This window comes from Paenarthrobacter sp. NPDC089307 (genome assembly GCF_040685055.1).
Lineage (GTDB): Bacteria > Actinomycetota > Actinomycetes > Actinomycetales > Micrococcaceae > Arthrobacter.
This window is the reverse complement of sequence record NZ_JBFBHE010000001.1, coordinates 333,663-357,130: the sequence shown is the minus strand read 5'-3', so window position 1 is coordinate 357,130 and position 23,468 is coordinate 333,663. Positions and strand designations below refer to the sequence as shown.

General features: G+C 60.8%; 22 protein-coding genes and 1 pseudogene. 15 read left to right on the top strand and 8 right to left on the bottom strand.

Going from position 1 to position 23,468, the window contains the following annotated elements; all coding sequences use genetic code 11:
- Positions 1-172 precede the first annotated feature (172 nt).
- The 3 genes and pseudogenes from AB0N72_RS01655 to AB0N72_RS01645 form a co-directional block, all read left to right on the top strand.
- Positions 173-1,096: a class C sortase gene (locus tag AB0N72_RS01655; protein ID WP_363931557.1), complete on the top strand. Its 924-nt coding sequence runs from the start codon at positions 173-175 to the stop codon at positions 1,094-1,096.
- Positions 1,097-1,527: 431 nt separating this feature from the next.
- Positions 1,528-1,932: a VOC family protein gene (locus AB0N72_RS01650; RefSeq protein WP_363931555.1), complete on the top strand. Its 405-nt coding sequence runs from the start codon at positions 1,528-1,530 to the stop codon at positions 1,930-1,932.
- Positions 1,929-2,213, top strand: a pseudogene (locus AB0N72_RS01645) (helix-turn-helix domain-containing protein); the annotation flags it as partial. The gene AB0N72_RS01650 and the pseudogene AB0N72_RS01645, both read left to right, overlap by 4 nt.
- 276 nt (positions 2,214-2,489) lie before the next feature.
- Here the strand turns inward: AB0N72_RS01645 and AB0N72_RS01640 are convergent.
- From AB0N72_RS01640 to AB0N72_RS01615, 6 genes are read right to left on the bottom strand one after another with little or no spacing between them, the layout of a single operon-like run.
- The gene (locus tag AB0N72_RS01640; RefSeq protein ID WP_363931554.1) at positions 2,490-3,533 is read right to left on the bottom strand and encodes an NAD(P)-dependent alcohol dehydrogenase; all 1,044 of its coding nucleotides are present in this window, start codon (positions 3,531-3,533) and stop codon (positions 2,490-2,492) included.
- A gap of 49 nt (positions 3,534-3,582) precedes the next feature.
- Complete coding sequence (locus AB0N72_RS01635; protein ID WP_363931553.1) at positions 3,583-4,563, bottom strand: D-2-hydroxyacid dehydrogenase; 981 nt, start codon at positions 4,561-4,563, stop codon at positions 3,583-3,585.
- Positions 4,560-5,678: a tartrate dehydrogenase gene (locus tag AB0N72_RS01630; protein ID WP_363931551.1), complete on the bottom strand. Its 1,119-nt coding sequence runs from the start codon at positions 5,676-5,678 to the stop codon at positions 4,560-4,562. Before AB0N72_RS01630 ends, AB0N72_RS01635 begins: the two co-directional genes overlap by 4 nt.
- Entirely contained in the window at positions 5,675-7,225 is a 1,551-nt protein-coding gene (locus AB0N72_RS01625; protein ID WP_363931550.1) for an aldehyde dehydrogenase family protein, read from the bottom strand. The genes AB0N72_RS01630 and AB0N72_RS01625 overlap by 4 nt, the downstream gene beginning before the upstream one ends.
- A 32-nt stretch (positions 7,226-7,257) precedes the next feature.
- Positions 7,258-8,535: an FAD-binding oxidoreductase gene (locus AB0N72_RS01620; RefSeq protein WP_363931549.1), complete on the bottom strand. Its 1,278-nt coding sequence runs from the start codon at positions 8,533-8,535 to the stop codon at positions 7,258-7,260.
- A 28-nt stretch (positions 8,536-8,563) separates the two neighbouring features.
- Complete coding sequence (locus tag AB0N72_RS01615) at positions 8,564-9,238, bottom strand: haloacid dehalogenase type II (protein ID WP_363931548.1); 675 nt, start codon at positions 9,236-9,238, stop codon at positions 8,564-8,566.
- Between the two features lie 330 nt (positions 9,239-9,568).
- Here AB0N72_RS01615 and AB0N72_RS01610 point away from each other — a divergent pair, with 330 nt between their 5' ends.
- From AB0N72_RS01610 to AB0N72_RS01580, 7 genes are all read left to right on the top strand, one after another.
- A complete protein-coding gene (locus AB0N72_RS01610) occupies positions 9,569-10,492 on the top strand; it encodes an ABC transporter substrate-binding protein (protein WP_363931547.1) in 924 nt (307 codons plus the stop codon).
- Between the two features lie 47 nt (positions 10,493-10,539).
- A complete protein-coding gene (locus AB0N72_RS01605) occupies positions 10,540-11,436 on the top strand; it encodes an amino acid ABC transporter permease (RefSeq protein WP_363931544.1) in 897 nt (298 codons plus the stop codon).
- Positions 11,433-12,200 carry an amino acid ABC transporter ATP-binding protein gene (locus AB0N72_RS01600; RefSeq protein ID WP_363931542.1) on the top strand — a complete coding sequence of 256 codons (768 nt, stop codon included), beginning with the start codon at positions 11,433-11,435 and terminating at the stop codon, positions 12,198-12,200. The genes AB0N72_RS01605 and AB0N72_RS01600 overlap by 4 nt, the downstream gene beginning before the upstream one ends.
- Positions 12,201-12,203: 3 nt before the next feature.
- Positions 12,204-13,337, top strand: coding sequence for an N-methyl-L-tryptophan oxidase (gene solA, locus AB0N72_RS01595; RefSeq protein ID WP_363931541.1), 1,134 nt, complete (start codon positions 12,204-12,206; stop codon positions 13,335-13,337).
- Positions 13,338-13,416: 79 nt separating this feature from the next.
- Positions 13,417-14,670: an aspartate aminotransferase family protein gene (locus tag AB0N72_RS01590; RefSeq protein WP_363931540.1), complete on the top strand. Its 1,254-nt coding sequence runs from the start codon at positions 13,417-13,419 to the stop codon at positions 14,668-14,670.
- A gap of 26 nt (positions 14,671-14,696) precedes the next feature.
- Entirely contained in the window at positions 14,697-16,151 is a 1,455-nt protein-coding gene (locus AB0N72_RS01585) for an NAD-dependent succinate-semialdehyde dehydrogenase (protein WP_363931539.1), read from the top strand.
- 39 nt (positions 16,152-16,190) lie between these two features.
- Entirely contained in the window at positions 16,191-16,883 is a 693-nt protein-coding gene (locus AB0N72_RS01580) for a GntR family transcriptional regulator (RefSeq protein WP_363931538.1), read from the top strand.
- Between the two features lie 69 nt (positions 16,884-16,952).
- Here AB0N72_RS01580 and AB0N72_RS01575 read toward each other — a convergent pair whose 3' ends face one another.
- Complete coding sequence (locus tag AB0N72_RS01575; RefSeq protein WP_363931537.1) at positions 16,953-17,309, bottom strand: cupin domain-containing protein; 357 nt, start codon at positions 17,307-17,309, stop codon at positions 16,953-16,955.
- Positions 17,310-17,571: 262 nt separating this feature from the next.
- On the opposite strand from AB0N72_RS01575, the gene AB0N72_RS01570 reads away from it, so the two are divergent.
- Positions 17,572-19,728, top strand: a complete 2,157-nt coding sequence (locus AB0N72_RS01570; RefSeq protein WP_363931535.1) for a glycogen debranching N-terminal domain-containing protein — start codon at positions 17,572-17,574, stop codon at positions 19,726-19,728.
- A 73-nt stretch (positions 19,729-19,801) separates the two neighbouring features.
- On the opposite strand, the gene AB0N72_RS01565 is transcribed toward AB0N72_RS01570, so the two are convergent.
- A complete protein-coding gene (locus AB0N72_RS01565; protein ID WP_363931534.1) occupies positions 19,802-20,032 on the bottom strand; it encodes a hypothetical protein in 231 nt (76 codons plus the stop codon).
- A gap of 249 nt (positions 20,033-20,281) precedes the next feature.
- Here AB0N72_RS01565 and AB0N72_RS01560 point away from each other — a divergent pair, with 249 nt between their 5' ends.
- From AB0N72_RS01560 to AB0N72_RS01545, 4 genes are all read left to right on the top strand, one after another.
- Complete coding sequence (locus AB0N72_RS01560; protein ID WP_363931532.1) at positions 20,282-20,971, top strand: haloacid dehalogenase type II; 690 nt, start codon at positions 20,282-20,284, stop codon at positions 20,969-20,971.
- Positions 20,972-20,986: 15 nt separating this feature from the next.
- On the top strand, positions 20,987-21,457 hold the full coding sequence (locus tag AB0N72_RS01555; RefSeq protein WP_363931530.1) for a RidA family protein: 471 nt from the start codon (positions 20,987-20,989) through the stop codon (positions 21,455-21,457).
- Positions 21,458-21,573: 116 nt separating this feature from the next.
- Positions 21,574-22,680 (top strand): alanine racemase, encoded by a 1,107-nt coding sequence (locus AB0N72_RS01550; RefSeq protein WP_363931529.1) that lies wholly within the window; start codon positions 21,574-21,576, stop codon positions 22,678-22,680.
- 40 nt (positions 22,681-22,720) lie between these two features.
- Positions 22,721-23,455, top strand: a complete 735-nt coding sequence (locus tag AB0N72_RS01545) for an SDR family oxidoreductase (protein ID WP_363931527.1) — start codon at positions 22,721-22,723, stop codon at positions 23,453-23,455.
- The last annotated feature ends 13 nt before the right edge of the window (positions 23,456-23,468 follow it).

Genomic DNA, 23,468 nt, shown 5'->3' with positions numbered 1-23,468 from the left:
CATTTCCCCTGGTCTGACCAGGAACGAAGTGGGGAAGAACGCCACCAGGCGTTTTTCCCCACTTTGATTTCCACCATTTTGCCGCCACAGGCGCCCCTATCCACCTCCACACCTCCCCCAGGACGTTCCGATGACCATGCTCAAATCCCGGCCTCGACGGCGAAGAGAACCCGTGATCAAAAACTGGACCTGGCAGCGGCTGGTCATCGTCCTGACTGCTGTCATTGGCGTAGGAATCCTGCTGTATCCGACGGCGGCGGCATGGTTTTCGGACCGGGTGCACGCCACTGAGATCAGCGGCTATGTCGACGCGGTCAATGACATCGCTCCTTCGGCCCAAGCCGCCCTCCTGGATGAAGCGCGTCAATTCAACGCCGAACTGCCCTCGGGGCCGCTGCGCGACCCGTATTCACTGAATGAAAAAGGCGAACAGGCAGTCATCGGAGCCGGCTCGGAAGCCTACAAAAAGCTACTCGCTGTCGGACCGGGCGGAATGATGGGCCGTATCAGCATCCCCTCCATCCACGCCGACCTGCCCATCTTCCATGGCACGGACGAAGATACCCTGGCCAAAGGCGCGGGGCACCTCTTCGGATCCGCACTCCCGGTAGGCGGTACCAGCACACACAGTGTCTTGACCGCACACTCCGGCTTCGTCAACGCGACCCTTTTTGACCACCTGAACGAGGTCGTCGAGGGCGATGTCTTCAGCATTTCCGTACTGGGCGAAACCATTTACTACAAAGTCGACCAAATTCGAACTGTCTTGCCTGAGCAGACCGATGACCTGCGCAAGGTGGACGGCAAGGACTACGTCACCTTGGTGACCTGTACCCCCAAGGGCATCAACACCCACAGATTGCTCGTCCGCGGCGAACGCATAGACCCACCTGCCAGCGACAGCGCACAAACCATGCCCAGCCGGGCCGCGGATCCTGGCTTCCCCTGGTGGGCACTGGCCATCATCGGCTCAGTTGTCCTGGCAATCTTCGCCACCAGGCCAAGGCGTCGTGGTGCTACTACTGAGGAGCCTGCAGCAGAACCAGAGGACGTTTCCGTAGACGGGATGTTCTCCCAGGGAACTGAGACTTGGTGACCAGTCCACAGGAAAACCGCTAAGCAGAAGGCGACCCAGCAGGGCACCGACTCCGGCCCAGTGAACACTACTTTTTGGACACCAAGGAACAATGGTTTGCGAAGAAAGCGGTGCTGGTATTAACCTCTTGCTACTGAAACCGGCATGGGCAGGATTCGCCCGGAGAGGAGGAGCGCATCACCGCTGACCAATCCACGCAAAAACGTCCATTCCCACTGAAAGCCCCCCCGAGGGGCTTTCCCTATGTCCAGGCTCCTCATCGTCGCGCCGATGCCTCGAATTTGCCTGGCTGGACGTACTGCCCGAACCAGTCCAGTTCGCCGTCATTCCCAAAGCTACCGGTTGACCAGGTCCTTCGACTACCTCCTGCACTTCGGTCATAGCACGATTAAGGCTTGACGTCGCACTTGCATTTTGCAAGTATAGGCCCCATGAGCCTCTTCATCACCTGCCCCGTTGAAAGCGTTGAGCGTTCCACCACCTTCTACACCGTGCTCGGCTGGACACTCAACACCAAAATGTCCGATCACAATGTGTCCTGCTTCGAAATCGCGCCCGATCAGTACGTCATGCTCGGCAGCCGCGAGATGTACGCAAGCGTCGGCGGCGCCGAGGAATTGGTTGGCGGACCTGACACTCCCTCAAAGGTCACCGTCTCCTTCGACCTCAGTAGCCGCGAGGCAGTGGATGACCTCATCGAACGCGCCCGCGCCGCTGGCGGGCGGATCGGTGACACCGACGACTACCCCTTCATGTACCAGCGCCAATTCGACGACCCTGATGGCTACCACTACTCACCGTTTTGGATGAAGCCGGACGCCGATCCCATAGCGTGAGCAATCTCGCCGCGTCCCTCGACATCGTCGGAGCACGGTGGGCCCTGCTCATCGTGGAGCGATTGCTCGACGGGCCACAACGGTACGGCGATCTGCAGCGCGACCTCGGCGTGCCGACCAACATCCTTACCACCCGCCTGCGCGAGCTCGAGGCTGCCGGCGTGCTGTCCCGACTGCCCCTCAAGCACAACACCAGGGCCTACGCTCTGACCGATCGCGGGCTCGCCCTGCGAGAAGCGATCGACGCGCTGGCCCTGTGGGGCGCCGAGGAACCGCCTGGGCGTGGCACAGAATCGCGTGACGCTCCGAAAACCTCCCCTGCAGCTACTGCACCGGAACCAGCGTCTCCGCCACCCGGGGACGGACCGTATCAGGCTCCACCAACGCCGCCTCGTGGCGACTCAGAAACCCAAGCTTCCAAGAAGTAAAGGTTCCATCGTTCCCACCCCACTTCCTTCGGGAGTGGAACACGACGGCCGGGACTGTACCCCGCCCGGGAATGGCCATTGCCTGCGCTTCCGTTCCCGGCCAATGTGTTCAACCCTACGGATCGCATTTCAAAGCGTTGCGGCGTCCATGACGAAGCGGTAGCGGACATCGCTCGCCAGTACCCGTTCGAAGGCTTCGTTAATCTGGCTGGCGCGAATGACTTCGACCTCTGCGCCGACCCCGTTCGCGGCACAGAATTCCAGCATTTCCTGGGTTTGTCGGATGCCACCCATTTTGGAGCCCGTCAGGTTACGTCGCATGCCAATGAGGGACCAGGCACGTTGACTCAATGGTTTCGAAGGCAGGCCGACCAAAACCATGGTGCCGCCAAGGGCCAGCAGAGACAGATATGCATCAACATCGATGTCCGCTGAGACTGTGTTGATGATCAGATCCAGTTGGCCTCTGAGGTACTCGAACGTTTCGGGCTCCGATGTTGCGTAGTACTGCTGGGCGCCGAGCCGGAGTGCGTCCTCCCGCTTCTTGAGCGACTGGCTTAGGACCGTCACCTCGGCCCCCATGGCAGCGGCGATCTTGACGCCGAGATGGCCCAGACCGCCCATGCCGATGATGGCCACACGTGTCCTTGGCCCTGCCCGCCAGTGACGGAGCGGGGAGTACATGGTGATGCCCGCGCACATCAGGGGCGCCGCATCTTGAAGGGATACTCCGTCGGGGATCCCCAGAACATAGTTCTCGTCAACAACAATGCTTGTGCTGTAGCCGCCGGCAGTGGGAAGCCCGTCACGTCCGAACGAGTTATACGTGCTGGTGGAGCCTTGAAGGCAGTATTGTTCCTCACCCTCACGGCAATTGACGCATTCCCTGCAGGAATCAACAAAGCAACCCACTCCGACCCGGTCCCCAACGAGGTGACGGGTTACCTTTCGTCCCACTGCTTCCACCACCCCGGCGATCTCGTGGCCAACCACCAGTGGGTAGTGCACCCCTGCCCACTCACCGCGGGCAGCGTGAATGTCTGAGTGGCAGATCCCCGTGTACTTGATGGAAATTCGAACATCAAAGTCACCGGGATCGCGCCGTTCCACGGTGCCGGGCACAAGGGCCGATGTTGGAGAAGAAGCTACATAAGCCCGGGCAATGGTTGGCATACCGATGGCGTCTTTCAGTAGCGGGTCAATTGGAGGAGTGTTGAAGGACTCAGGGAAACGGGACGAACCCGAGCTTCTTGTCCACAATGTTCTGCAGTGGTAAGCCTCGGCTGAACCGCCAGAGGTTCTCGACAAACAGCTGACCGAGGTCATCGAGGTAGTCCTCGGTATCGCCACTCATGTGCGGCGTGAGAATGACGTTGTCCATGCTCCACAATGGGTGCTCCGCTGGCAGTGGTTCGGGATGAACTACATCCAGGGCCGCCCCTGCAATGGAGCCGGAGGCGAGCGCCTGCACCAAGGCGTCGGTGTGAACGAGGTCCCCGCGGGCAACGTTGATGAGATGGGCGGTGGGTTTCATGGCAGCGAGGACTTTGGCGCCCACCAAGCCCCTGGTGTCTTCGGTCAGGGGTGCGGCCAACACGAGGTAGTCGAAATCGTGAACTACCAAGGAAAGTTCCGACGATGAATGGATCTCTTCGAAGGACTCATCCCCCGGTCTCCTGCTGCGTCCGGCGCCGCTGACACGCAGGCCCACTGCTCGAAACAGGGACGCGATTTCGCGTCCGATGGATCCTGTCCCAACCACCAGTACACGCTGGCCCTGTATTTTCCGTGTGATGCGGTGCTGCCAACGCCCGGCCTGCTGAAGCCTCAGCGAACCCTGCGAGTCCTTTGCAATGTCCAGGACGAACCCCAGCGTGAACTCGGCTATGGCACGGCTCAGGACTCCACGCGAATTCGTGTAGACAATCCCGCTGTTGATGAGGTCATCGAACAAGAGTCCGCTGATGCCCGCCGCTGAAACATGGACCCATTTCAGCGACGAGGCAGCGGCCCAGTTCTCGCGCAGTGCGGGCGAGAACGAATGCCATTGATAGAGCACATCCGCGCCATCAATTGCCTTGGCCAAACCGTCTGCCTTGCTCAGGCGGACCTCGGCCAGTTCCTGGATTTCGTTCAGCCGGGGCGGCAGCTCTTCCCGGTAGAGCACAGCGACGACTGGCCGCTTGGTCGCGGCAATCGTCATGATGACGACGCCGATGCTGCCGCTGGCTTTTCGGAAGCACCCGCATCCGGGCTGACAGCATCCAAGTCGTCGATGGCGGCCAGAACCGCCGCCGTGAACTCCGACGTCGACGACGGTCCCCCAACGTCCCGGGTGCCCAAGCCTTCGCGCAGGGCAGACTCAAACGCCAACTGCAAGTGCTCTGCGGCTGCCGGGTGGCCCAGGTGCTGAAGCATCATCGCGCCGGACCACATCTGGCCCACCGGGTTTGCCAGTCCCTTCCCTGCGATGTCCGGAGCAGATCCGTGCACCGGCTCAAAGAGGGAGGGGAAATTTCCTTCGGGATTCAGGTTCGCGCTGGGAGCCACCCCGATGGAACCGGTGACGGAGCTGCCGAGATCAGAAAGGATGTCTCCCAGCAGGTTGGAGGCGACAATAACGTCATATGTCCATGGCCTCAACACCAAATGTGCGGCCAACGCGTCCACGAGTTCGCTGCTGAGCGTCACATCAGGGTAGAGGCGGGTGGTTTCTTCCACCACCTCGTCCCAAAAGGGCATGGTGTGGATGATGCCGTTGCTCTTGGTGGCCGAGGTCAGGTGGCCCCTGCGGGAGGACGCGAGCGAGGCGGCGTAGTGCGCTGCCCGGGACACCCCCAAACGGGTGAAGATCGTTTCCTGGACGGCGGCCTCATGCGGCAGGCCACGGTACATGCGTCCACCGACCTCCGAGTATTCCCCTTCGTTGTTTTCACGCACGATGAGGATATCGATCGGTTCCTTGCTGGCCAGAGGCGACTTCACGCCGTCGAGCGTTTTTACCGGCCGCAGGTTGATGTACTGCTGGAATTCGCGGCGAATGGGAATCAACAGCCCCCACAGCGATTCAGCATCGGACACCTCCGGGGAGCCCACGGCGCCGAGGAATATGGCGTCGTGCTGCGCCAGCGGATCGAGACCGTCCACGGGCATCATCCGCCCGTGCAGCGCGTAGTAGTCAGATCCCCAGTCGAAGTGCGTGAACTTCAGGCTGATGGAATGGATCCCAGCGATTCGCTCAAGGGTTTCGATGGCCGCAGGGACCACTTCCTTGCCGATGCCGTCGCCGGCGATGACCGCGATTTTGTGGGTAGTCATGATGCGTTCCGTTCTGAGGTGCCCGTCAGCTGCTGCCAGCGGGTGGCGGGCTCCGCCAGTTTGATAATGGTGCTCTTGGGCTCGGTCATTTCGCGGACTGCGTGCTTGACGCCTTCACGGCCCACTCCGGACTTCTTGAACCCGCCAAACGGCATGGAATCGATCCGGACGTCGCTTGTCTCGTTGATGACCACCGCCCCGACATGCAGCTTGTCGGCAATTGCCAGGGCCAGGTCAATGGATTCGGTGAAGACACCAGCCTGGAGCCCGTATTCGGAGGCATTGGCCGCATGGATGGCGTCGGAGATCTGGATAAAGGGCATGATGCTGACCACGGGGCCAAACACTTCCTCAATGATGACGCGGGCCTCTGCCGGCACATCGGTGAGAACGGTTGGCTGGTAGAAGGCGCCGTTGCGCTGACCGCCCACACGAACAGTGGCGCCGGCCGCCTTGGCCTCCTCCACCCATACCTCCACCCGCCGGGCCTCCGCTTCGCTGATGAGCGGGCCGATATCGGTGCTGCGGTCCATCTTCGCTCCGACACGGAGCGCGCGGGTCCCCGTGAGTACCTTTTCAAGGACTTCGTCGAACAGCGAAATGTGGACGTAAACACGCTGGACCGACAGGCAGTTCTGGCCGGCCACACCGAATGCCCCGGCGACGATCGCCTCAGCAGCAGCTGCCGGTTCAGCGTCGGCGCAGACGATCGTAGCGTTGTTGCCGCCCAGTTCCGAAAGGATCTTCTTTGCTCCTGCGGCGGCAGCAATGCGGTCAGCAGTGGCCGGCCCGCCGGTGAAAGAGATGAGGTCCACCTGGGGGTCGGTCACGATCGCTTCGGACACCCCGGGTCCCGACACGATCGCGGCGATGCGACCTGTCGGAACACCGGCCTCAAGCAACAGCTGAACGAAAGCCAGCCCGGTCAGCGGCGTGCGGCCTGAGGGTTTAAGTACGACGCCGTTGCCTCCGATCAGCGCCGGGCCCAGCTTATGTGCCACGAGGTTCAGCGGGTCGTTGAAGGGCGTAATGGCGGCGATGATGCCAACAGGCTTCCGGCTGTACCAGCCGATCTTGTTGGCTCCGGCCATGCTGTCCTCAAAGCCGAGAGTTTCCCCCACCAGTTCGCTCGACGCTGCCGCCGAAAGCCGCAACGTCTCGATGCAACGGCGAACTTCACGCTCGGCCTCGTTGATGGTCTTGCTGCTCTCGGCGGCAATGATCTCCGAAAACCGTCCAGACTGCCCAGCCAGGAGCACTGCAGCCCGTTCCAGAGCCTCGCGGCGTTCACGGAGAGGCCATTCATCGTCCAGGAGGTGGCGATGGATGTGGGCGACCGCCCGGCGGACCTGCTGAGGGGTTGAAGAACACACAGTGCCCAACAGCACGCCGTCTTCAGGGTCCCGTACTTCCAGCATCCTGTCCGCCGTCTGCCACAGGCCTTCGAGGAACGCGCCACCGGGAAGCGCCGCAACGTTTGCCCGTCTGTAGGCCGTTTCTCCAGCTGTTTTCAGGCGCGCTCCAGCGGCGGTTGTTGATGAACTCATGGAAACCTTTACCTTGACTGACTAGCGGGATGTCACTTGATTCGGTCGATGATCTTCGCGGCTCCGCCAATGAACGGCAGGAACCATGGCGGGCCGAAATGGCCTGGAACCGCCGGGTTCTTCAGGTCTTCCCACACATTTGCCGACTTGTCGCCAGCCATGTAGTGGGCCATTCGCTTACCCATGTGAGCCGCCATTTGAACACCGTGGCCGCTGTAGCAGAGGGAGTAGAAGAGGCCGTCGTGCTGGCCGGCATGGACCATCTGGTCCATGGAGAGATCCACCAGACCGCCCCAGATGTAGTCCACCTTGGCGTTGGAGAGGTACGGGAAGAGCTCAGTCATGGCCTTGTGCAGGATTTCGGCGCTCTTGACGTCCGAATCCGGGCTGGACAGGGCAAAGCGCGCGCGGCCTCCGAACAGCAGCCTGTTGTCAGGAGTAATCCGGAAGTAGTAGGTGAGCATCTTGCTGTCGGACGCCTGGCGCCTGTTCGGAAGAATCCGGTTCACCACCTCTTCGGGCAAGGGCTCTGTGACAATGATGAAGCTGCCCACCGGGATCACGCGGCGCTGCAGCCACGGAGTGACGTTGCCCGTGTAGCCGCTGGTGGCGACCAGCACCTGCTTGGCCCTGGTGATTCCCCGTGTGGTGTGGACGTCGTGGACTGTGCCCGAGACCTTCTTCAGCTCTGTGACGCCCGCGTTCTCGCAGATGGCTGCGCCGTTGTCGACTGCCACCTTTGCCAGGCCGTGCACGAACTTTCCTACGTGGAGTCCCGCACCCAGCGGATCCATCATGGCACCCTGGTAGAAGTCCGTGCCGATTTCGCCGTGGATCTCTGACTTGGGGATGACCTTTACGTGGTGGTCTACCAAGTTGGCGAGCAGCTCCTGGGATTTCAGGAAGCCGTCGTAGTGGGACTTGTGGAACGCCAGAGAGAGCTTGCCGAACCGCTGGAAGTCACAGTCGATACCGTTGTCGTGCACCAGCTTCTCGATGGTTTCGATGGCGTCGTTGTACTCACGGAACATCTCAACGGCCCGGGGAGCGCCGTAGCGCTTGACGGCGGTGCTGAAGCCAATGGCCAAACCAGTGGTTGCCATGCCCCCGTTACGGCCCGATGCGCCCCAGCCAACAGTGTGGCGTTCGAACACTGCCACGCTGGCGCCTTGCTTGGCGAATTCGAGGGCCGCTGAGAGCCCGGTGAAACCGGCACCGATAATTGCAACATCAACGTTTTCCGGGACCGGAGTGCGGCGGTAGTCGCCGGAGGGCTCTGCAGTATCGAGCCAGTAGGGAACAAGTTTCACAGGGTTGGCCTTTCGCCTCGACGTCGGTTCAGAGACCGAGGTGCTTGTTGATCTCGTCCAGGGACTTGGCAGTGCTGAGGTCGTAGCCATGACCAATCGGGTCATAGCCGCGGTCCAGCATCCAGAGGTTACGGAAGCCCATGTCGTGCATGGGATGCATGTCGTACCGCGTGTGGGAAGAGATGTGCAGGAAGTCCTCCGGCTTGGCATTCAGGGTGTCAAGCATGTACTCGAAGGCCTGGTAACGCGGCTTGTAGGCCTGGGCCTGCTCAGCGGTCAGGACGGCGTGGAAGTTAGCGCCGAGTTTGGGAATGCTGATGTCGAGGAAGCTATCGTCAGCGTTCGAGAGGGCCACGAGCTGGTAGTTGTCCCCCATGAGCTTGAGTGGGGCCGGCACGTCGTCGTGGGCGCCCCAGCCACGGACAGCCTCGGCAAACGCTGCGCCGGCACCTTCGGTGGGTCCAATGCCCCAGCGCTTGCACACTCGATCAAAAGAATCCTGAAGGATCTGCTCATATGGCTTGAAGTTCCCCAGGACCTCGTCAAACCTGTATCCGCGGAACTGCTTCTTGAACGTCGGCCACTGCTCTTCAGAGATACGCCCGTCGAGCAAACGCCGGGTGGTGGGATCGATGTCGAAGTTGATCAGCGTGCCGTAGATGTCAAAGGAGATGTACTTCGGCCGGGAATTGGTCTCTGCCATGTCGATTCCGTTTCTTGTCGGGAGATTGAAGCGGGCGTTGGCCCCATGTAAAGGTGTCGAGCGGGCTGCGTCCGCCGCATGTCCGGGCGGGCGGGTTGGGAGCTGCTCGAGCGATACCTCGACTCTAGGGTGCAAAATTGTCAATTGTCAACAGTTTTAACCGGAAGAACAGAATGATTCTCATCTGCCGAATCGGGGAAAAAGTTTCTGTAAATTGTTGACAATCTACTGTTGAGGGGGTTGCATTGCAGTAGATGACGGAGAGATCCGGATCACATTTCAACTCAAGACTCCCCCTCCCCACCGCCCTACCCCTCGAAGGGAAGCACTATGAAGATTCGCACCAAGGCTCAGACTGCCGCCGCCGGGCTTGCCGTTCTGCTGGCACTGAGCGCATGTGGCGGCACCGCCAACAGCGACTCTGCAGGCAGCAGCAAAGCAGCCAGCACCACCGACATCTCCGAGGGCGTCCAGCCCGACGAAAAAGCTGTGAGCCTCTTGCCTGCATCCTATAAGGACAAAGGTGAACTGACGGTAGCAATGGACCTTCATTACCCGCCGACAACCTTCCTGGCCGAGGACAACTCGACTGCCATCGGCTTGAACCCCGACATCGCCCGCCTGGTAGCCAAGAAGCTCGGGCTGAAACTGAAGTTCCAGGACACGAAGTTCGACACCATCGTTCCCGGCCTGGATGGTGGGCGCTACGACTTCACCGCCACGACCATGTCCAAAACGGACGAGCGGTTGAAGGTGCTGGACATGATCGACTACTTCAAGGCCGGCAGTTCCGTGGCCGTGGCCGCTGGTAACCCACTGAAGCTCACCAACGAAACCCTGTGCGGCAAGAACATTGCCGTTACCCAAGGTTCGACGGGCCAGCTTAAGCGCGTCCCGGCCCTCAGCGAGCAAACCTGCACTTCCAAGGGACAACCGGCGATCAACGCAGTGACACTGCCCAACGTCCAGGAAGCCCTGACTCAGCTGGCGTCCAAGCGCATCGACGGAATCTTCTATGACACCACCTCGCTTGCGTGGGCCGGGAAGCAGCAGCCCAACGCCTTCACCATCCTGACCCCGCAGGTTGACGTCGGCGCCAGCGACCTTACCGCCATCGGCGTCAAGAAGGGCTCACCCCTGACCCCTGCTCTTCAGGCAGCCATCCAGTCAGTCCTGAACAGCCCGGAGTACAAGAAATCGCTGGAGACTTGGGGACTTGAGTCCGGCGCCATCACTGACGCCAAGTTGAACTAGCGGGTTCACCGATGAGACAAGCAACTATTGAGAGAAGCAAACCGGCAATGAACGGTATGGACGCGACACTCAAACCTCGAATTCGTCGCAGGAGCACGTTTGAGTACGTCGCATGGGTCCTCTGCATTGTTCTTGGCTTGGGCATCCTGGCCTCCGTAGCGACGAACCCGAACTTCAAATGGGACGTCGTGGCGAAGTACTTCACCCACGAGGCAATCCTTCGCGGGCTGATGCTCACCATCTTCCTCACCGTGGCCAGCATGGTGCTGGGTACCCTCCTGGGCTTGGTCATTGCCATCATGAGGTCCTCGAAAATCAAGCCCATCGCGGCCACGGCAGGTCTCTTCATTACCCTGTTCCGCGGCACCCCTGTCCTGGTCCAGCTGATTTTCTGGTTCAACATCGCAGCCCTCTATCCGAACCTGACCATCGGTATCCCCTTCACCGACATCGGCACGGCGATCGACACCAACGCCCTCATGGGCCCGATCACCGCAGCCCTGATCGGCCTGACCTTGAACGAAGCGGCCTACATGGCCGAAATCATCCGCGGCGGATTCTCTTCGGTCGGCAAGGGACAGATTGAAGCTGCCGACTCCCTGGGCATGAGCGCATCCATGAAAATGCGAAAAGTCATCATTCCCCAGGCCATGCCCTCCATCATCCCCGCCACCGGCAACCAGGTGATCGGCATGTTCAAGGAAACCTCCTTGGTCTCCGTCCTCGGAGTAGCCGAACTTCTCCAGAGCGCCCAGCTCATCTACGCACGCACCTACGAGACCATTCCGCTGCTGATCGTGGCCAGCCTCTGGTACCTCGTGATGACGCTGTTGCTGAGCTACCCGCAGTCCAAGCTCGAGCAGAAATACTCCCACACCTCCGCCAAGGTCCCCCGCAAGGCCAGGAAAGTCGTACTGACCGCACCGGAAGGAATCGCACGATGAGCAACGACGGCACCATCCACGCCCGCCGAATCCGGAAATCCTTCGGACCCAAAACGGTCCTTCACGATATCGACCTCGACATCTCCAGCGGTGAAATCTGCTGCATCATCGGCCCCAGCGGCTCCGGCAAATCCACCCTCCTGCGCTGCATCAACGGCCTTGAAACCGTCGACTCCGGAGTGCTCAAGGTCAACGGTGAAGACTTTGGCTACTACGAAACGGACAACGCCTACCACGCCTTGCCACCCAAGAAACTGGCCGAACAGCGCACCCGTGTCGGTATGGTCTTCCAACAATTCAACCTCTTCCCCAACATGACTGCGCGTCAGAACGTCATGTCCGGACCAGTCCTGGTCAAAGGCGCCGACAAGAAGCAATCCGCGAAACGTGCCCAGGATCTGCTCACCAGCGTCGGCCTTGGAGCCTTCGGCGACCGCTACCCCGCCGAGCTCTCCGGCGGGCAGCAACAACGCGTGGCGATCGCCCGCTCCCTGGCAATGGATCCCGAAATCATCCTTTTCGACGAACCAACCAGCGCCCTGGACCCCGAAAAAGTTGGAGAAGTCCTCAGCGTCATGCAGGACCTCGCCAAAAAAGGCATGACCATGGTGGTTGTCACCCACGAAATGGGCTTCGCCCGTGAAGTTGCAGACACCCTGCTCTTCATGGATGAAGGCTTCGTTGTAGAACGCGGCGACGCACGCCAAATACTCACCGACCCCAAAGAACCCCGTACCCAGACCTTCCTTAAGCAGGTGCTGTAAGCCATGGATGGAAAGCTAGCAGTCATTGGCCTTGGCAGCATCGGAAGCATGGCACTATGGCAAGCCTCGCGGCTGTCCGATTCGGTGGTGGGATTCGAAGCCCATGCTCCTGCCCACTCGCGCAGTGCAGCCGGCGGAGACACACGGCTCTTCCGTATGATTTATCGCGGAAACCCCGCCTACTACCCCATTTTGGAACGTTCCCGCGAACTATGGGCAGAACTCGAAGCAGAGACCGGGCAAAGCGTCCTCACCCGCTGCGGCGGACTCTCCATCGGCACAAACGACGGACCCTACCTCCGCAGCCTGCTCGAGACGACACGAATCACAGGTGCCGCCCACCAGGTCTTAAGTCGTGAGGAGATGGCCGAACGCTACCCGCAGCACAACCTCCGCGCCGACGACGTCGCCGTCTACGACCCCTTCGCCGGCGCTCTGCGAACCGACCGCGCCATCACCGCGGCCATCACGGCAGCGGAATCCAACGGCGCAACAGTCAAGACCAACACTCCTATTGAGAGCATCACCGAGACCGACGACGGCGTCGTTCTCACTTCCGGTGCCGACTCCTGGACTTTCGACCGGGTCATCGTCGCCTCGGGCGCCTGGTCCAAGCAGCTCATGCCCGAGTACCTCAAGGCCCACACGGAAACCAGGCGGATCTTCCTCACGTGGTTCGTCGCCCGTGACGCCGAACAGTTCGCCCCGGAGAAGTTCCCGATCTTCATCAGGATTTCGGGTGACCGCTCCATGTATGGCGCACCGGCAGTGGACGGCGTAACCGTCAAAGCTACGCTGGACGGTCGCGGGGCACCAACACCCGCTGCCGATTCAGTACCCCGCGAACTCAGCACGGCGGAGATCAGAGAGACCACCGAGACAGTTTCGGAATTCTTCCCGGGGTTGAATCCAAGCATCGTACGCTCTGATGCGTTCCCGGACCTCTACACCTCCGATTCACATCCCCTAATGGGTTTCCTCGGCGGCTCCAGCAGGATCTACTCAGCCACCGGCTTCTCGGGGGCCGGTTTCAAAATGGCTTCGGGCTACGGAGAAATTGCAGCCAGCGAAGCACTCGGTAAACGCTGGTTCGACGGCCTGGACTTCCTTCGCCCGGAGAGGTTTCAGGAGCGCTAGCGAGCTTCGCATCGGTCAGAAGCACCCCTCAATATCGCGTATTGTTGACAATCTACAGTTCCTAAGAAAGTATGAAGCCATGGCAACACTCAGCCCCATCCTGAAGCAGGCCACTCCAGTGGTCGTGGACCATGCGTCCGGTAGTTGGATCCACGCCACCGACGGCAAAAGGTACCTTGATTTCACCACCGGCATTGGAGTCACCAGCACCGGTCATTGCCACCCGGATGTTGTTGCCGCAGCCCGCGAACAGGTGGGCAGGATTGTCCATGCGCAATACACCACTGTCATGCACAAACCGCTGTTGGAACTCACCGAGCTGCTGGGTGCCGTATTGCCCCCGGGCTTGGACAGCGTCTTCTACGCTACTTCCGGTTCCGAAGCAGTAGAAGCCTCCATCCGCTTGGCCCGCATGGCCACCGGCAAGCCCAACATCATCTCCTTCCAGGGAGGGTTCCACGGTCGGACCGTCGCCGCGGCGTCGCTCACGACAGCCGGAACCAAGTTCCGTTCAGGCTTCTCCCCCATCATGGGTGGCGTCCATGTAGCCCCGTTCCCGCATTGGTACCGGTATGGCTGGGACGAAGCCACCGCCGTCGAATTCGCGCTCAAGGAACTGGACCACCTCCTGCTGACCATCAGCGCCCCAAGCGACACGGCCGGCTTCATCATCGAACCAGTCCTCGGCGACGGGGGCTACATCCCCACCCCCATCGCCTTCCTCCAAGGACTGCGAGAGCGCGCGGATAAGCATGGCATCGTGCTTATCCTTGACGAAGTCCAGGCTGGCGTCGGCCGCACCGGCAAGTTCTGGGGACACAACTGGGCGGGGATAACGCCCGACGTCGTCATCACCGCCAAGGGGCTGGCGAGCGGCTTTCCCATCTCGGCAATCGCCGCCTCCGCAGAACTCATGGGCAAGGCCTGGCCGGGCTCACAGGGCGGAACCTACGGAGGGAACGCCGTCGCAGCAGCAGCCGGCGTCGCCACCCTGGGCGTCATCAAACGCGAAAACCTCGTGGAAAACGCTCTTCACCGCGGTGACGAACTACGTGCAGGGCTGGAGACCCTCCAAGGCGAGTTCAGCGGAATCGGCAACGTCCGCGGCCGGGGCCTGATGCAAGGCGTCGAATTCACGGCAGCGGACAAGACCCCTGATGCCGCAACTGCGCTGGCGGTCCAACAGGCAGCCATCAAGGAAGAACTCCTGCTCCTCACCTGCGGGCCGCACGGCAACGTCATCCGCCTCATCCCGGCGTTGAACGTCAGCAGTGACGAGATCCAGGTCGGCTTGTCCCGTTTCTCGCAAGCGCTGAAGTCGGCCACCTCCTAGTCCCCTTGATTACTGAAAGAGCCACCATGTCCCACTCATTTGATCCCAGCTCACTGCAAACGGACCTGTTCATCGCTGGTCACTGGCAGCCGGCCGCCAGTGGTGCCACGTTTGCAGTAGAGAACCCCGCCACGAACGAAGTCATCGCCCACGTCGCGGACGGCGGTCCCGATGATGCCGCCTCGGCCATTGAGGCCGCCGGGCGGGCACAGGCAGCGTGGGGCAAATCCACTCCCCGCGAACGGGCGGACATCCTCCGCCGCGCCTTCGACCTCGTCATTGCAAATACGGACCAACTGGCAGCAATCATGACAGCCGAGATGGGGAAACCCCTGGCGGAGGCAAAGGGCGAGGTGGCCTATGGCGCCGAGATGCTCCGCTGGTTTTCGGAGGAAGCTGTCAGGATTGGTGGCGACAACGCCACCTCCGTGGATGGCAACACCCGCATCCTCATCACCAAGGAACCAGTAGGGCCTTCCGTGCTGGTGACCCCCTGGAACTTCCCCCTCGCCATGGGTGCTCGCAAAATCGCTCCTGCCGTTGCTGCAGGATGCACCATGGTGTTCAAGCCGGCGGAGCTGACGCCCCTCACATCCTTGGCGCTCGCTGCCATCTTCAAGGAAGCAGGACTTCCCGACGGCGTGCTGAACGTTGTGACGACGTCGAGCGCTTCCAGCGTGGTCCGGACGTGGACGGACAGCGGGATCGCCCGCAAGATCAGCTTCACTGGTTCCACTGAGGTGGGAAAGATCCTGCTGCGGCAAGCTGCCGACAACGTGATGCGTTCCTCCATGGAGCTCGGCGGAAACGCCCCCTTCATTGTGCTGGCCGACGCGGACATCGAGAAGGCGGTCGACGGAGCCATGAAAGCCAAGATGCGGAACATGGGAGAAGCCTGCACCGCCGCCAACCGCTTCTTCGTCCACCGCTCCGTAGTGGAAGAATTTGGCGAGAAGTTCTCGAAAAAGATGTCAGAATTGCAAGTAGGCAATGGCGCTTTGGCGGGGACCGACGTCGGACCCCTTATTGAGCAGAAAGGCCTGGATAAGGTCGAAAGCCTTGTCGCAGATGCAGTCTCCAAGGGTGCGCGGATTCTGACCGGAGGAAGCCGTCCGGAAGGCCCGGGGTACTTCTACTCCCCCACCGTGCTGATGGATGTTCCCAAGGAGGCCACTCTGATGTCGACGGAAATCTTCGGTCCGGTCGCGGCGATCACACCGTTCGACAGCGAAGACGAAGTCCTCCGACTGGCCAACGATACTGAGTGGGGCCTGGTGGGGTATGTGTTCACCGAGAGCATGGACAAAGCTCTGCGGTTCTCCGCCGACCTGGAGGTGGGAATGGTTGGCTTGAACACCGGACTGGTGTCCAATCCCGCCGCACCGTTCGGCGGCGTCAAGCAGTCCGGGTTGGGTCGCGAAGGCGGCAAAATTGGGATTGACGAGTTTTTGGAATACAAGTACACCGCAGCAGCGGTCTAATAGATTCAACTTGCCGAAGCATGGAATGAGGGGATGTCAATGGCGGCACCGGAGGGAATGTTCGTTTTGGAGGGCCGGCCCACGGCGCAGCTGATTGCTGACCAATTACGTGAGCTGATTGTGCAGGGAGCTTTCAGCCCTGGGCAGCAGGTCAATGAATCAGCGCTTGCCAGCCAGCTCAGCACGTCCAGGGGTCCGCTCCGCGAAGCCCTGCAGCGACTGTGCCAGGAAGGCATCCTGGTGAGCAAGCGCAATCGTGGCGTTTTCGTCCTGGAGCTCTCCGCAGAAGACATCCGGGAGATCTACGCAGTACGCGAAGCAGTGGAGCTCGCCGCCGCCAATACACTTCTGGACTCCAAGCCGGATCAGGTGACTGATACGTGCAGGGAACTCAAGGGCATCATCCGAAACATGGCCAAACAGGTCGCGGCGTCGGATTGGCAGGCTATTGCCCGGCTGGATATGCAGTTCCACACGGCCTTTGTGTCCGGAACAGGGAACACGCGGCTAATCCGTATCTACGAGACCCTTGCTGCCGAATCCAGGATGTGCATCCTCTCCCTTGAGGTGGCGTATCCGCGCATTGATGCACTTGTTCAGGAACACCAGATGATCCTGGACCTGCTCGAGGCACGTGATCGAAATGGCCTTCAGGAGGCCATCAAACGCCACATGCAAAAGGCCATAGAGGACCTTACTCCCAGGCCGGAAGTAACCGGCATAACCGCTTAGGCTTTATGGATTTCACGTCATGATGGAAAAGGCCCGGCTCATTGCGAACCGGGCCTTTCCCTTTGCCTTCTATTTCGTGGGGACGTCAGTCACAACCCACATTTTCCGCAGCGTCTCGTGAATTGTCCATGTACCCGTCCAACCGGCCGGTGTCACGAACAACGTACCAGGACCAATGTCAAAGCTGTTCCCGTCTTCCTCCGTTATGGTTCCCTTGCCACTGAGGATCTGGCAGATCTCGTCATAGCCGGGGCGAGTGCTCTTGAAAACTCCGGGCGTAACCTCCCAGATACCCGTCTTGTGTCCGTCCCGGGCCCACAGGCGGAACGAGACTTCGGTCTGACCGGGCGTGCTGGTTGTTGACTTGGGAATGGGTTCCCCGGGGTTGGCTGTGAATGCGTCGTTCAAGACAGTGGCCTTGACCATTGCCGCTCCTTCCGGGCCTGAGGCCCTGCGTTTACGTGCCCTCCGTCCTTGGGGAACACTAAGTCAATCCTAGCAATTGTCAACAATCGACGATAGCTTCCAAGCGGAATATCCACCATCCGCATCTTTTGTGGTTAGGAATGCACTGATCGGACAGTTCATCGGAGCTGGAAACCAACGTGATTTCAAAGGTCTGGTCCACCCTGCCCCGCGAGAGTAGCGTCACTCGAAGGACGTAGCCGCACCGCCGAAGGAGCCGGAAATGGCTGGATGGAATGCCGATACCGCCGCTGGCCCGCTGGGTGCCGGGACGGTCACCCTGGTGGAGGGCACCACCTTCTGCATTTCGCTGCCCAGCGGCGACATCAGCCCGGACCATCCACATGGGCTTTTCTTCCAGGACACGCGCATCCTCTCAGCATGGAGCCTGACGGTGAACGGTCAGCCTGTGGAGCCCCTGACCGCCCAAACGACGCAACCATACAGGGCAGTCTTCGCCGGCCGCATCACCATGTCCGACGGATACGCCGATACGCCACTCATCGTGGAACGGTCACGTGAATTGAGCTTTGGAATGGCCGAGCACATCACCATGAGGAATTACTCCTCGAAGCCGGTGGAATGCCTCATCGAAATCGCCGCAGCCTCCGACTTCGCCGATGTATTCGAAGTAAAGGAAGCACGAGTACAAACGCACTGGGAAGAAAGCCGCGAGACCGATGCCGACACACTGACCATTCGCGCCCACTGGCAGGAAGTCAGCAAGGCAGTCGTCATAAGCTGTGAGTTCGCTGACGCTGGCACTGAAGGTTTCACGTACCGCGCAGTTATCCCGGCCCGCGGACAGTGGAGCACCGACATAAGGGTGATGCCTGGCGTGGAAGGGACCACACCCGCAGCGCCTTACACGCGTCCCGCCGTCGGCAAACTATCCCGAAACGAACAACGCCGGCAGGAATGGGTAGCCAAAATTCCCGTCCTGCAGATGGGCAACCGCTCAATCGAGAGGACCTTGAGGCGGAGCTATGACGATCTCGGCGCCCTCCGCATCGAGGACCCCGCCCACCCGGAAAGAGTGGTGGTGGCAGCCGGAGCCCCATGGTTCATGACGCTGTTTGGTCGGGACTCGTTGTGGGCCTCGGAAATGGCCATGCCGGTGGATCCCTCGTTGGCCTTGGGGACACTGCAAACGTTGGCCGAGCGCCAGGGAACGGTCGTTGACCCTGTGACTGAAGAAGAACCGGGCAAGATCCTGCATGAGGTCCGGTTGGACGTCTCCAGCAGCCTGGCCTTGGGCGGCAAGTCAATTTACTACGGCAGCGTCGATGCCACTCCCCTGTTCGTCGTGGTTCTGGGTTCGGTGAGCCGATGGGGCTTCGCCAAGGACACCATTGCCGCCCTTTTGCCCCACGCAGACCGGGCCCTGGACTGGGTCAGGGACTATGGCGACAGGGACGGCGATGGTTTCGTCGAGTACGAGCGTCTTAACGATCGCGGACTGATCAACCAGGGTTGGAAAGACTCTTGGGACGGGATCAATTTCGCAGACGGTCGGCTCGCCCAGCCTCCCATCGCGCTGTGCGAGGTCCAGGCGTACGTCTATGACGCGTACATGGCCCGCGCCTGGATGGCTTACGACGCCGGTGACGCACCCTTGGCGCGCGAACTCGCCGATCGCGCGGCCCAGTTGAAGGCACGTTTCAACGAACAATTCTGGATGCCGGACCGCGGCTACTACGCGATCGCGTTGGACGGCAACAAGCGGCAGGTGGACGCGTGCGCCTCCAACATGGGTCACTGCCTGTGGGTCGGCTTGGTGGACGAAGATAAGGCGCCTGCCGTGGCAGAGCGGCTGATGTCGCCCGAGATGTTCAGTGGGTGGGGCGTCCGCACGCTGGCAACCGACATGGGCGCCTACAACCCCGCCAGCTACCACAACGGATCCGTCTGGCCGCACGACAATGCAGTCATTGCGGCGGGGCTTATGCGCTATGGATTCGTAGAGGAAGCGCAACGGATCGCTACGGCCCTGCTCGATGCGGCCGACTACTCCGAGGGCCGCCTCCCCGAGTTGTTCTGCGGATTCAGCCGGGAGGACTACAGCGAACCCGTGCCCTACCCCACAGCATGCTCACCGCAGGCCTGGGCAGCGACTTCACCCATCCAATTGATTACGAGCCTGATGAGGTACGACGCCCACGTGTCCAATGGCGGCTTCTGGATGGATCCGCAGCTACCCGCCTCCTACGGCGATCTGCATATCACCAACGCGCCCATGGCCGGCGGCAGGGTAACCATCGATATTGCCGATTCGGTCCCCAAAGTGCAGGGACTGCCGGAGGGGATGGTGTTCCATCAAGGACACCGACCGTGGCTGACCGAGCTCGTGGAACAGGCAGGGCAGCGCTGGAAGGACTAGGCCGATGCCGGCATCAGTGGGCGCCGGGAGCGCGCTACTCTTCGAGCGAACGGGTCGGCCTGCTGTGCCAGGATTACGCCCCAACAAGGGAAACTGTCCCTGGCTGGCCGCCGTGCGCCGCTTTTCGCAGAACCCACACGGTTGGAACACCGTCGACCGCAGGCATGATCTGGCCCTCGGTAATGAATGTCGCGGCTTCTTCATGCCAACGTAGCGACCACCATCCGGTTTTTGGGCAGTGGTGGCCGGTGCTGGCCGTCTCAAAGTGGTCCAGGGCCGAGGCAGCAGGGCGTCGCTTCTTCATGGAGATTTCCTTCGCTTAGATGGTGGAGTGGGGATGACAGGAAGACATGAGACCAGCGTAGCAATTGTCAACAATCTACGAAAGGGTGCTTTGAATAATTTCGAGTGGGCCCGGGAAATAGCCAGACCGGCGACCCGGCGAACGCTCTCCAACAATCATTGACAACCCAGCTAACCCGGCGTATTGTCGACAATCGACGAACGCTTTGATCATCGTCGTCGACAATCGACAAACCTGACCGGAGGAAAAATGGCATTCGCAACCACACCGAAGTTCGCTACATTCGACATGAACGGAACGCTGATCAAGTTCAGCATCAACGACGCGCTCCGTGAGGTCTTGGGCGATAGGCTCCCGGCCGAGATCGCCGAGGAGTACCTGCAGGCATGCAAGGCCTACCGCTTTGATGAATGCTTGGGTAACTACATGCCGTTCCACCAGATCATCGCCAATTCCATGGAACGCGCGTCGCGCAGGCTTGGCATGGAGTACGACCCGGCAGACGCTCGCGCCGTGTACGAGACCATCCCTACGTGGGGTCCCTACCCGGGTGTCACAGAGGCGCTGAACCGCCTGGCTGCGGCTGTGCCGCTGGTCATCATCACCAACAGCGACACGGCGCATGCCACTCGCCTATCCGAAAATCTCAAGGCACCGTTCGAAGCAGTCATCAGCGCCGAGCAGATGGGAATGTACAAGCCACGGGTCGGTGCATTTGAGTACATGTTCGACAAGCTTGGAGTGACGCCGGACGAGATCGTGCACGTTTCCGCGAGCCCGATGTATGACCTGCGACCTGCCGCGACCCTGGGCATTAAGAATAAGGTGTACGTTGACCGAGGCTTCGAGCACGACGAAAAGTGGCTCGGCTACGAACGCATCACGGACATCGCCGATCTCCCTGGGCTCTTCGGCTTGCCGCGTCCCGAAGGCTCCTGAGGCACCGTGGTACAGATGGGCACCATTAAGGCCGCCTCGGCTTCGGATCGACTCCACGCTCTGGGACTGGAGCTTCCCAGCCTTGCCGAGAACCCCTACTACGTAGATCACCGCGCCGTGGGTTCGAGCATCCATATCTCAGGGCAGCTGCCATTCAAGGATGGCGTGCTGCTGGGACAAGGGGTTGTCGGTCGCGATGTGGATCTGGAAACAGCCCGGAATCTGGCAAGGCATTCGGGGCTTAATTGTCTGGCGGCCGCTGTGCAGGCAGTGGGAGATCTGGACCGGGTTCGGATAATTCAAATGCTGGTCTTCGTGGCCAGTGCCCCGGACTTTGGCCAGCAGTCGCGCGTCGCCAACGCCGCCAGCGAATTGCTCCTTGAGGTGTTGGGTGAGAACGGTCGGCATGCACGGACCGCCATTGGCGTCGCCGGCCTACCGCTCAATAGCCCTGTGGAAATCCAGATGGTCTGTACGGCCGTATAGGAACTGGGAGTAGTGGCCTGGTCCTGGACCGGTGGAACGAAGTCCCCGTCCACAAGCAACGAGGGAGCACCCTTAAGGCCTCCTCCCCCAATCACATGATCCATGAGGAGAACAGCGTGAACAGGCTTCAACAGGCACTGGACAGCTTGCTCGATCGAATTGATACTCCGGTGCCGATCGTGTTGGTCGATGTGCTGCAGGACAATATCGATCGCATGCAGGCCTTCGCCACCGGGCGGAACCTTAGCGTCAGGCCACACATCAAGACACACAAGTGCATCGAAATTGGCCGGCGCCAGGTAAAGGCCGGCGCGGCTGGAATCACCGCGGGCAATGTGGGTGAGGCGGAGGTGTTTGCTGCAGCCGGCTTCGACGACATCTTCATTGCCTACCCGATCTGGCCTTCGGGGACCAAAGGCGTGCGGATCCGAAAGCTTGCTGTCAACACGCGGCTACGGACCGGCGTCGACAATTTTGCGGCAATCGATGCCCTCGCTGATGCGATGGGCTCTGAAGCGGAACGGCTGGAGGTAGTGATCGAGGTCGACTGCGGTGCCCGTCGTTCGGGGGCACCTCCCGAGGCTGCAGGCGACCTCGCACGTGCCGCCCGCAGGAGAGGGCTTGCCCCGGTCGGCGTCTTCACGTATCCGGGCCACGGCAGCTCCAGCCAGGAAGCGCGCAAACGTGCCGCGATGGACCAGGAAGCCGCGCTCATCGCCGCCGTGCGCAGCTTTTCTTCGGTAGGCATGAGTGCTGATGTAGTCAGCGCAGGATCCACACCAACCATCGAATACGCAACCAGCAGCATCATCACAGAGATCCGGCCAGGCGAGTACGTCTTCAACGACCTCAACAACTCCAGGCTTGGTTCCTGCACCGAAGACCAGATCGCACTGTTCCTCGCCGGCACCGTAGTCAGCGATTGGGTTCCCGATCAGGTCATCCTCGACGTCGGCACCAAAGCACTGAGCCGGGAAGGCAGCCCGGAAACGGGCTACGGTTCGGTCGCTGGCACTCAGGCGATCCTGTCCAAGTTGAACGAGTACCACGGCTTCCTGCCGCTGCCCGCCTGCGATTTCAGCCCAGGCGTCGGCGCCGTACTTCCGATCGTGCCCAATCACGTCTGCCCGGTAGTCATCAACTTTGAAGAGCTGATCGTCACCGACAGCGCGGGCACCTCTTTGGAGCGCTGGAAAGTGGATGCCCGTGGATTCCTCAACTGATCCATCACCAGCACATCTACATCACAACGGAGAGAGCGACATGAGACTTGATAGGACCACCGCTGTGGTAACCGGAGCCAGCAGCGGAATCGGAGAGGCAGTGAGTTCACATTTCCGCCGCGAAGGCGCCCGCTTGCTTCTTACCGGCCGCAGGGACCAACTCGACAGCGCCCAGACCGAGGACCTGTACATCCCCGGCGACCTCAACGACGAAGCGTTCGTCCAAAGCCTGGCCCGCAACGCGGCGGGGTCGTTCGGCACTGTGGATGTGGTCGTCCTTAACCACGGACTGCAGGTCAGCGGTCCCTTGACGGAAATGAGCTACGAGGACGCGAAGAGCGTGCTCCACAGCAACCTGCTCAGCTCGTTCCTGATGATGAAGCACTTCGCGCCCTTGATCCCGGCAACCGGAGGATCGTTCGTCTTGGTCGGCTCACGGCTCGGCATGGTGGGCAAGCCCGACGAAGTCCTGTACTCGGCAGCCAAGGGAGGCCTCATCATGCTCGCCAAAGGAGCCGCCATCGAATGGGCCTCACGGAATATCCGCGTCAACGTCGTCGCTCCGGGGTTGACTATGACCCCGGTCATCGAGGCCTCGTTCCAACGTCGCGACGACCCCCAGGCCTACCGCCGGGAACGCGAAGGCCAGATCCCGCTCCAACGCCTCGCCACCCCCGAAGAGATCGCTGACGCCATCCTCTTTATGGCGTCAGCTGAATCCTCGTACATCACCGGCACTGTTCTGCCCGTTGACGGTGGATACACAGCGTTCTAACCCAACAGCTCCC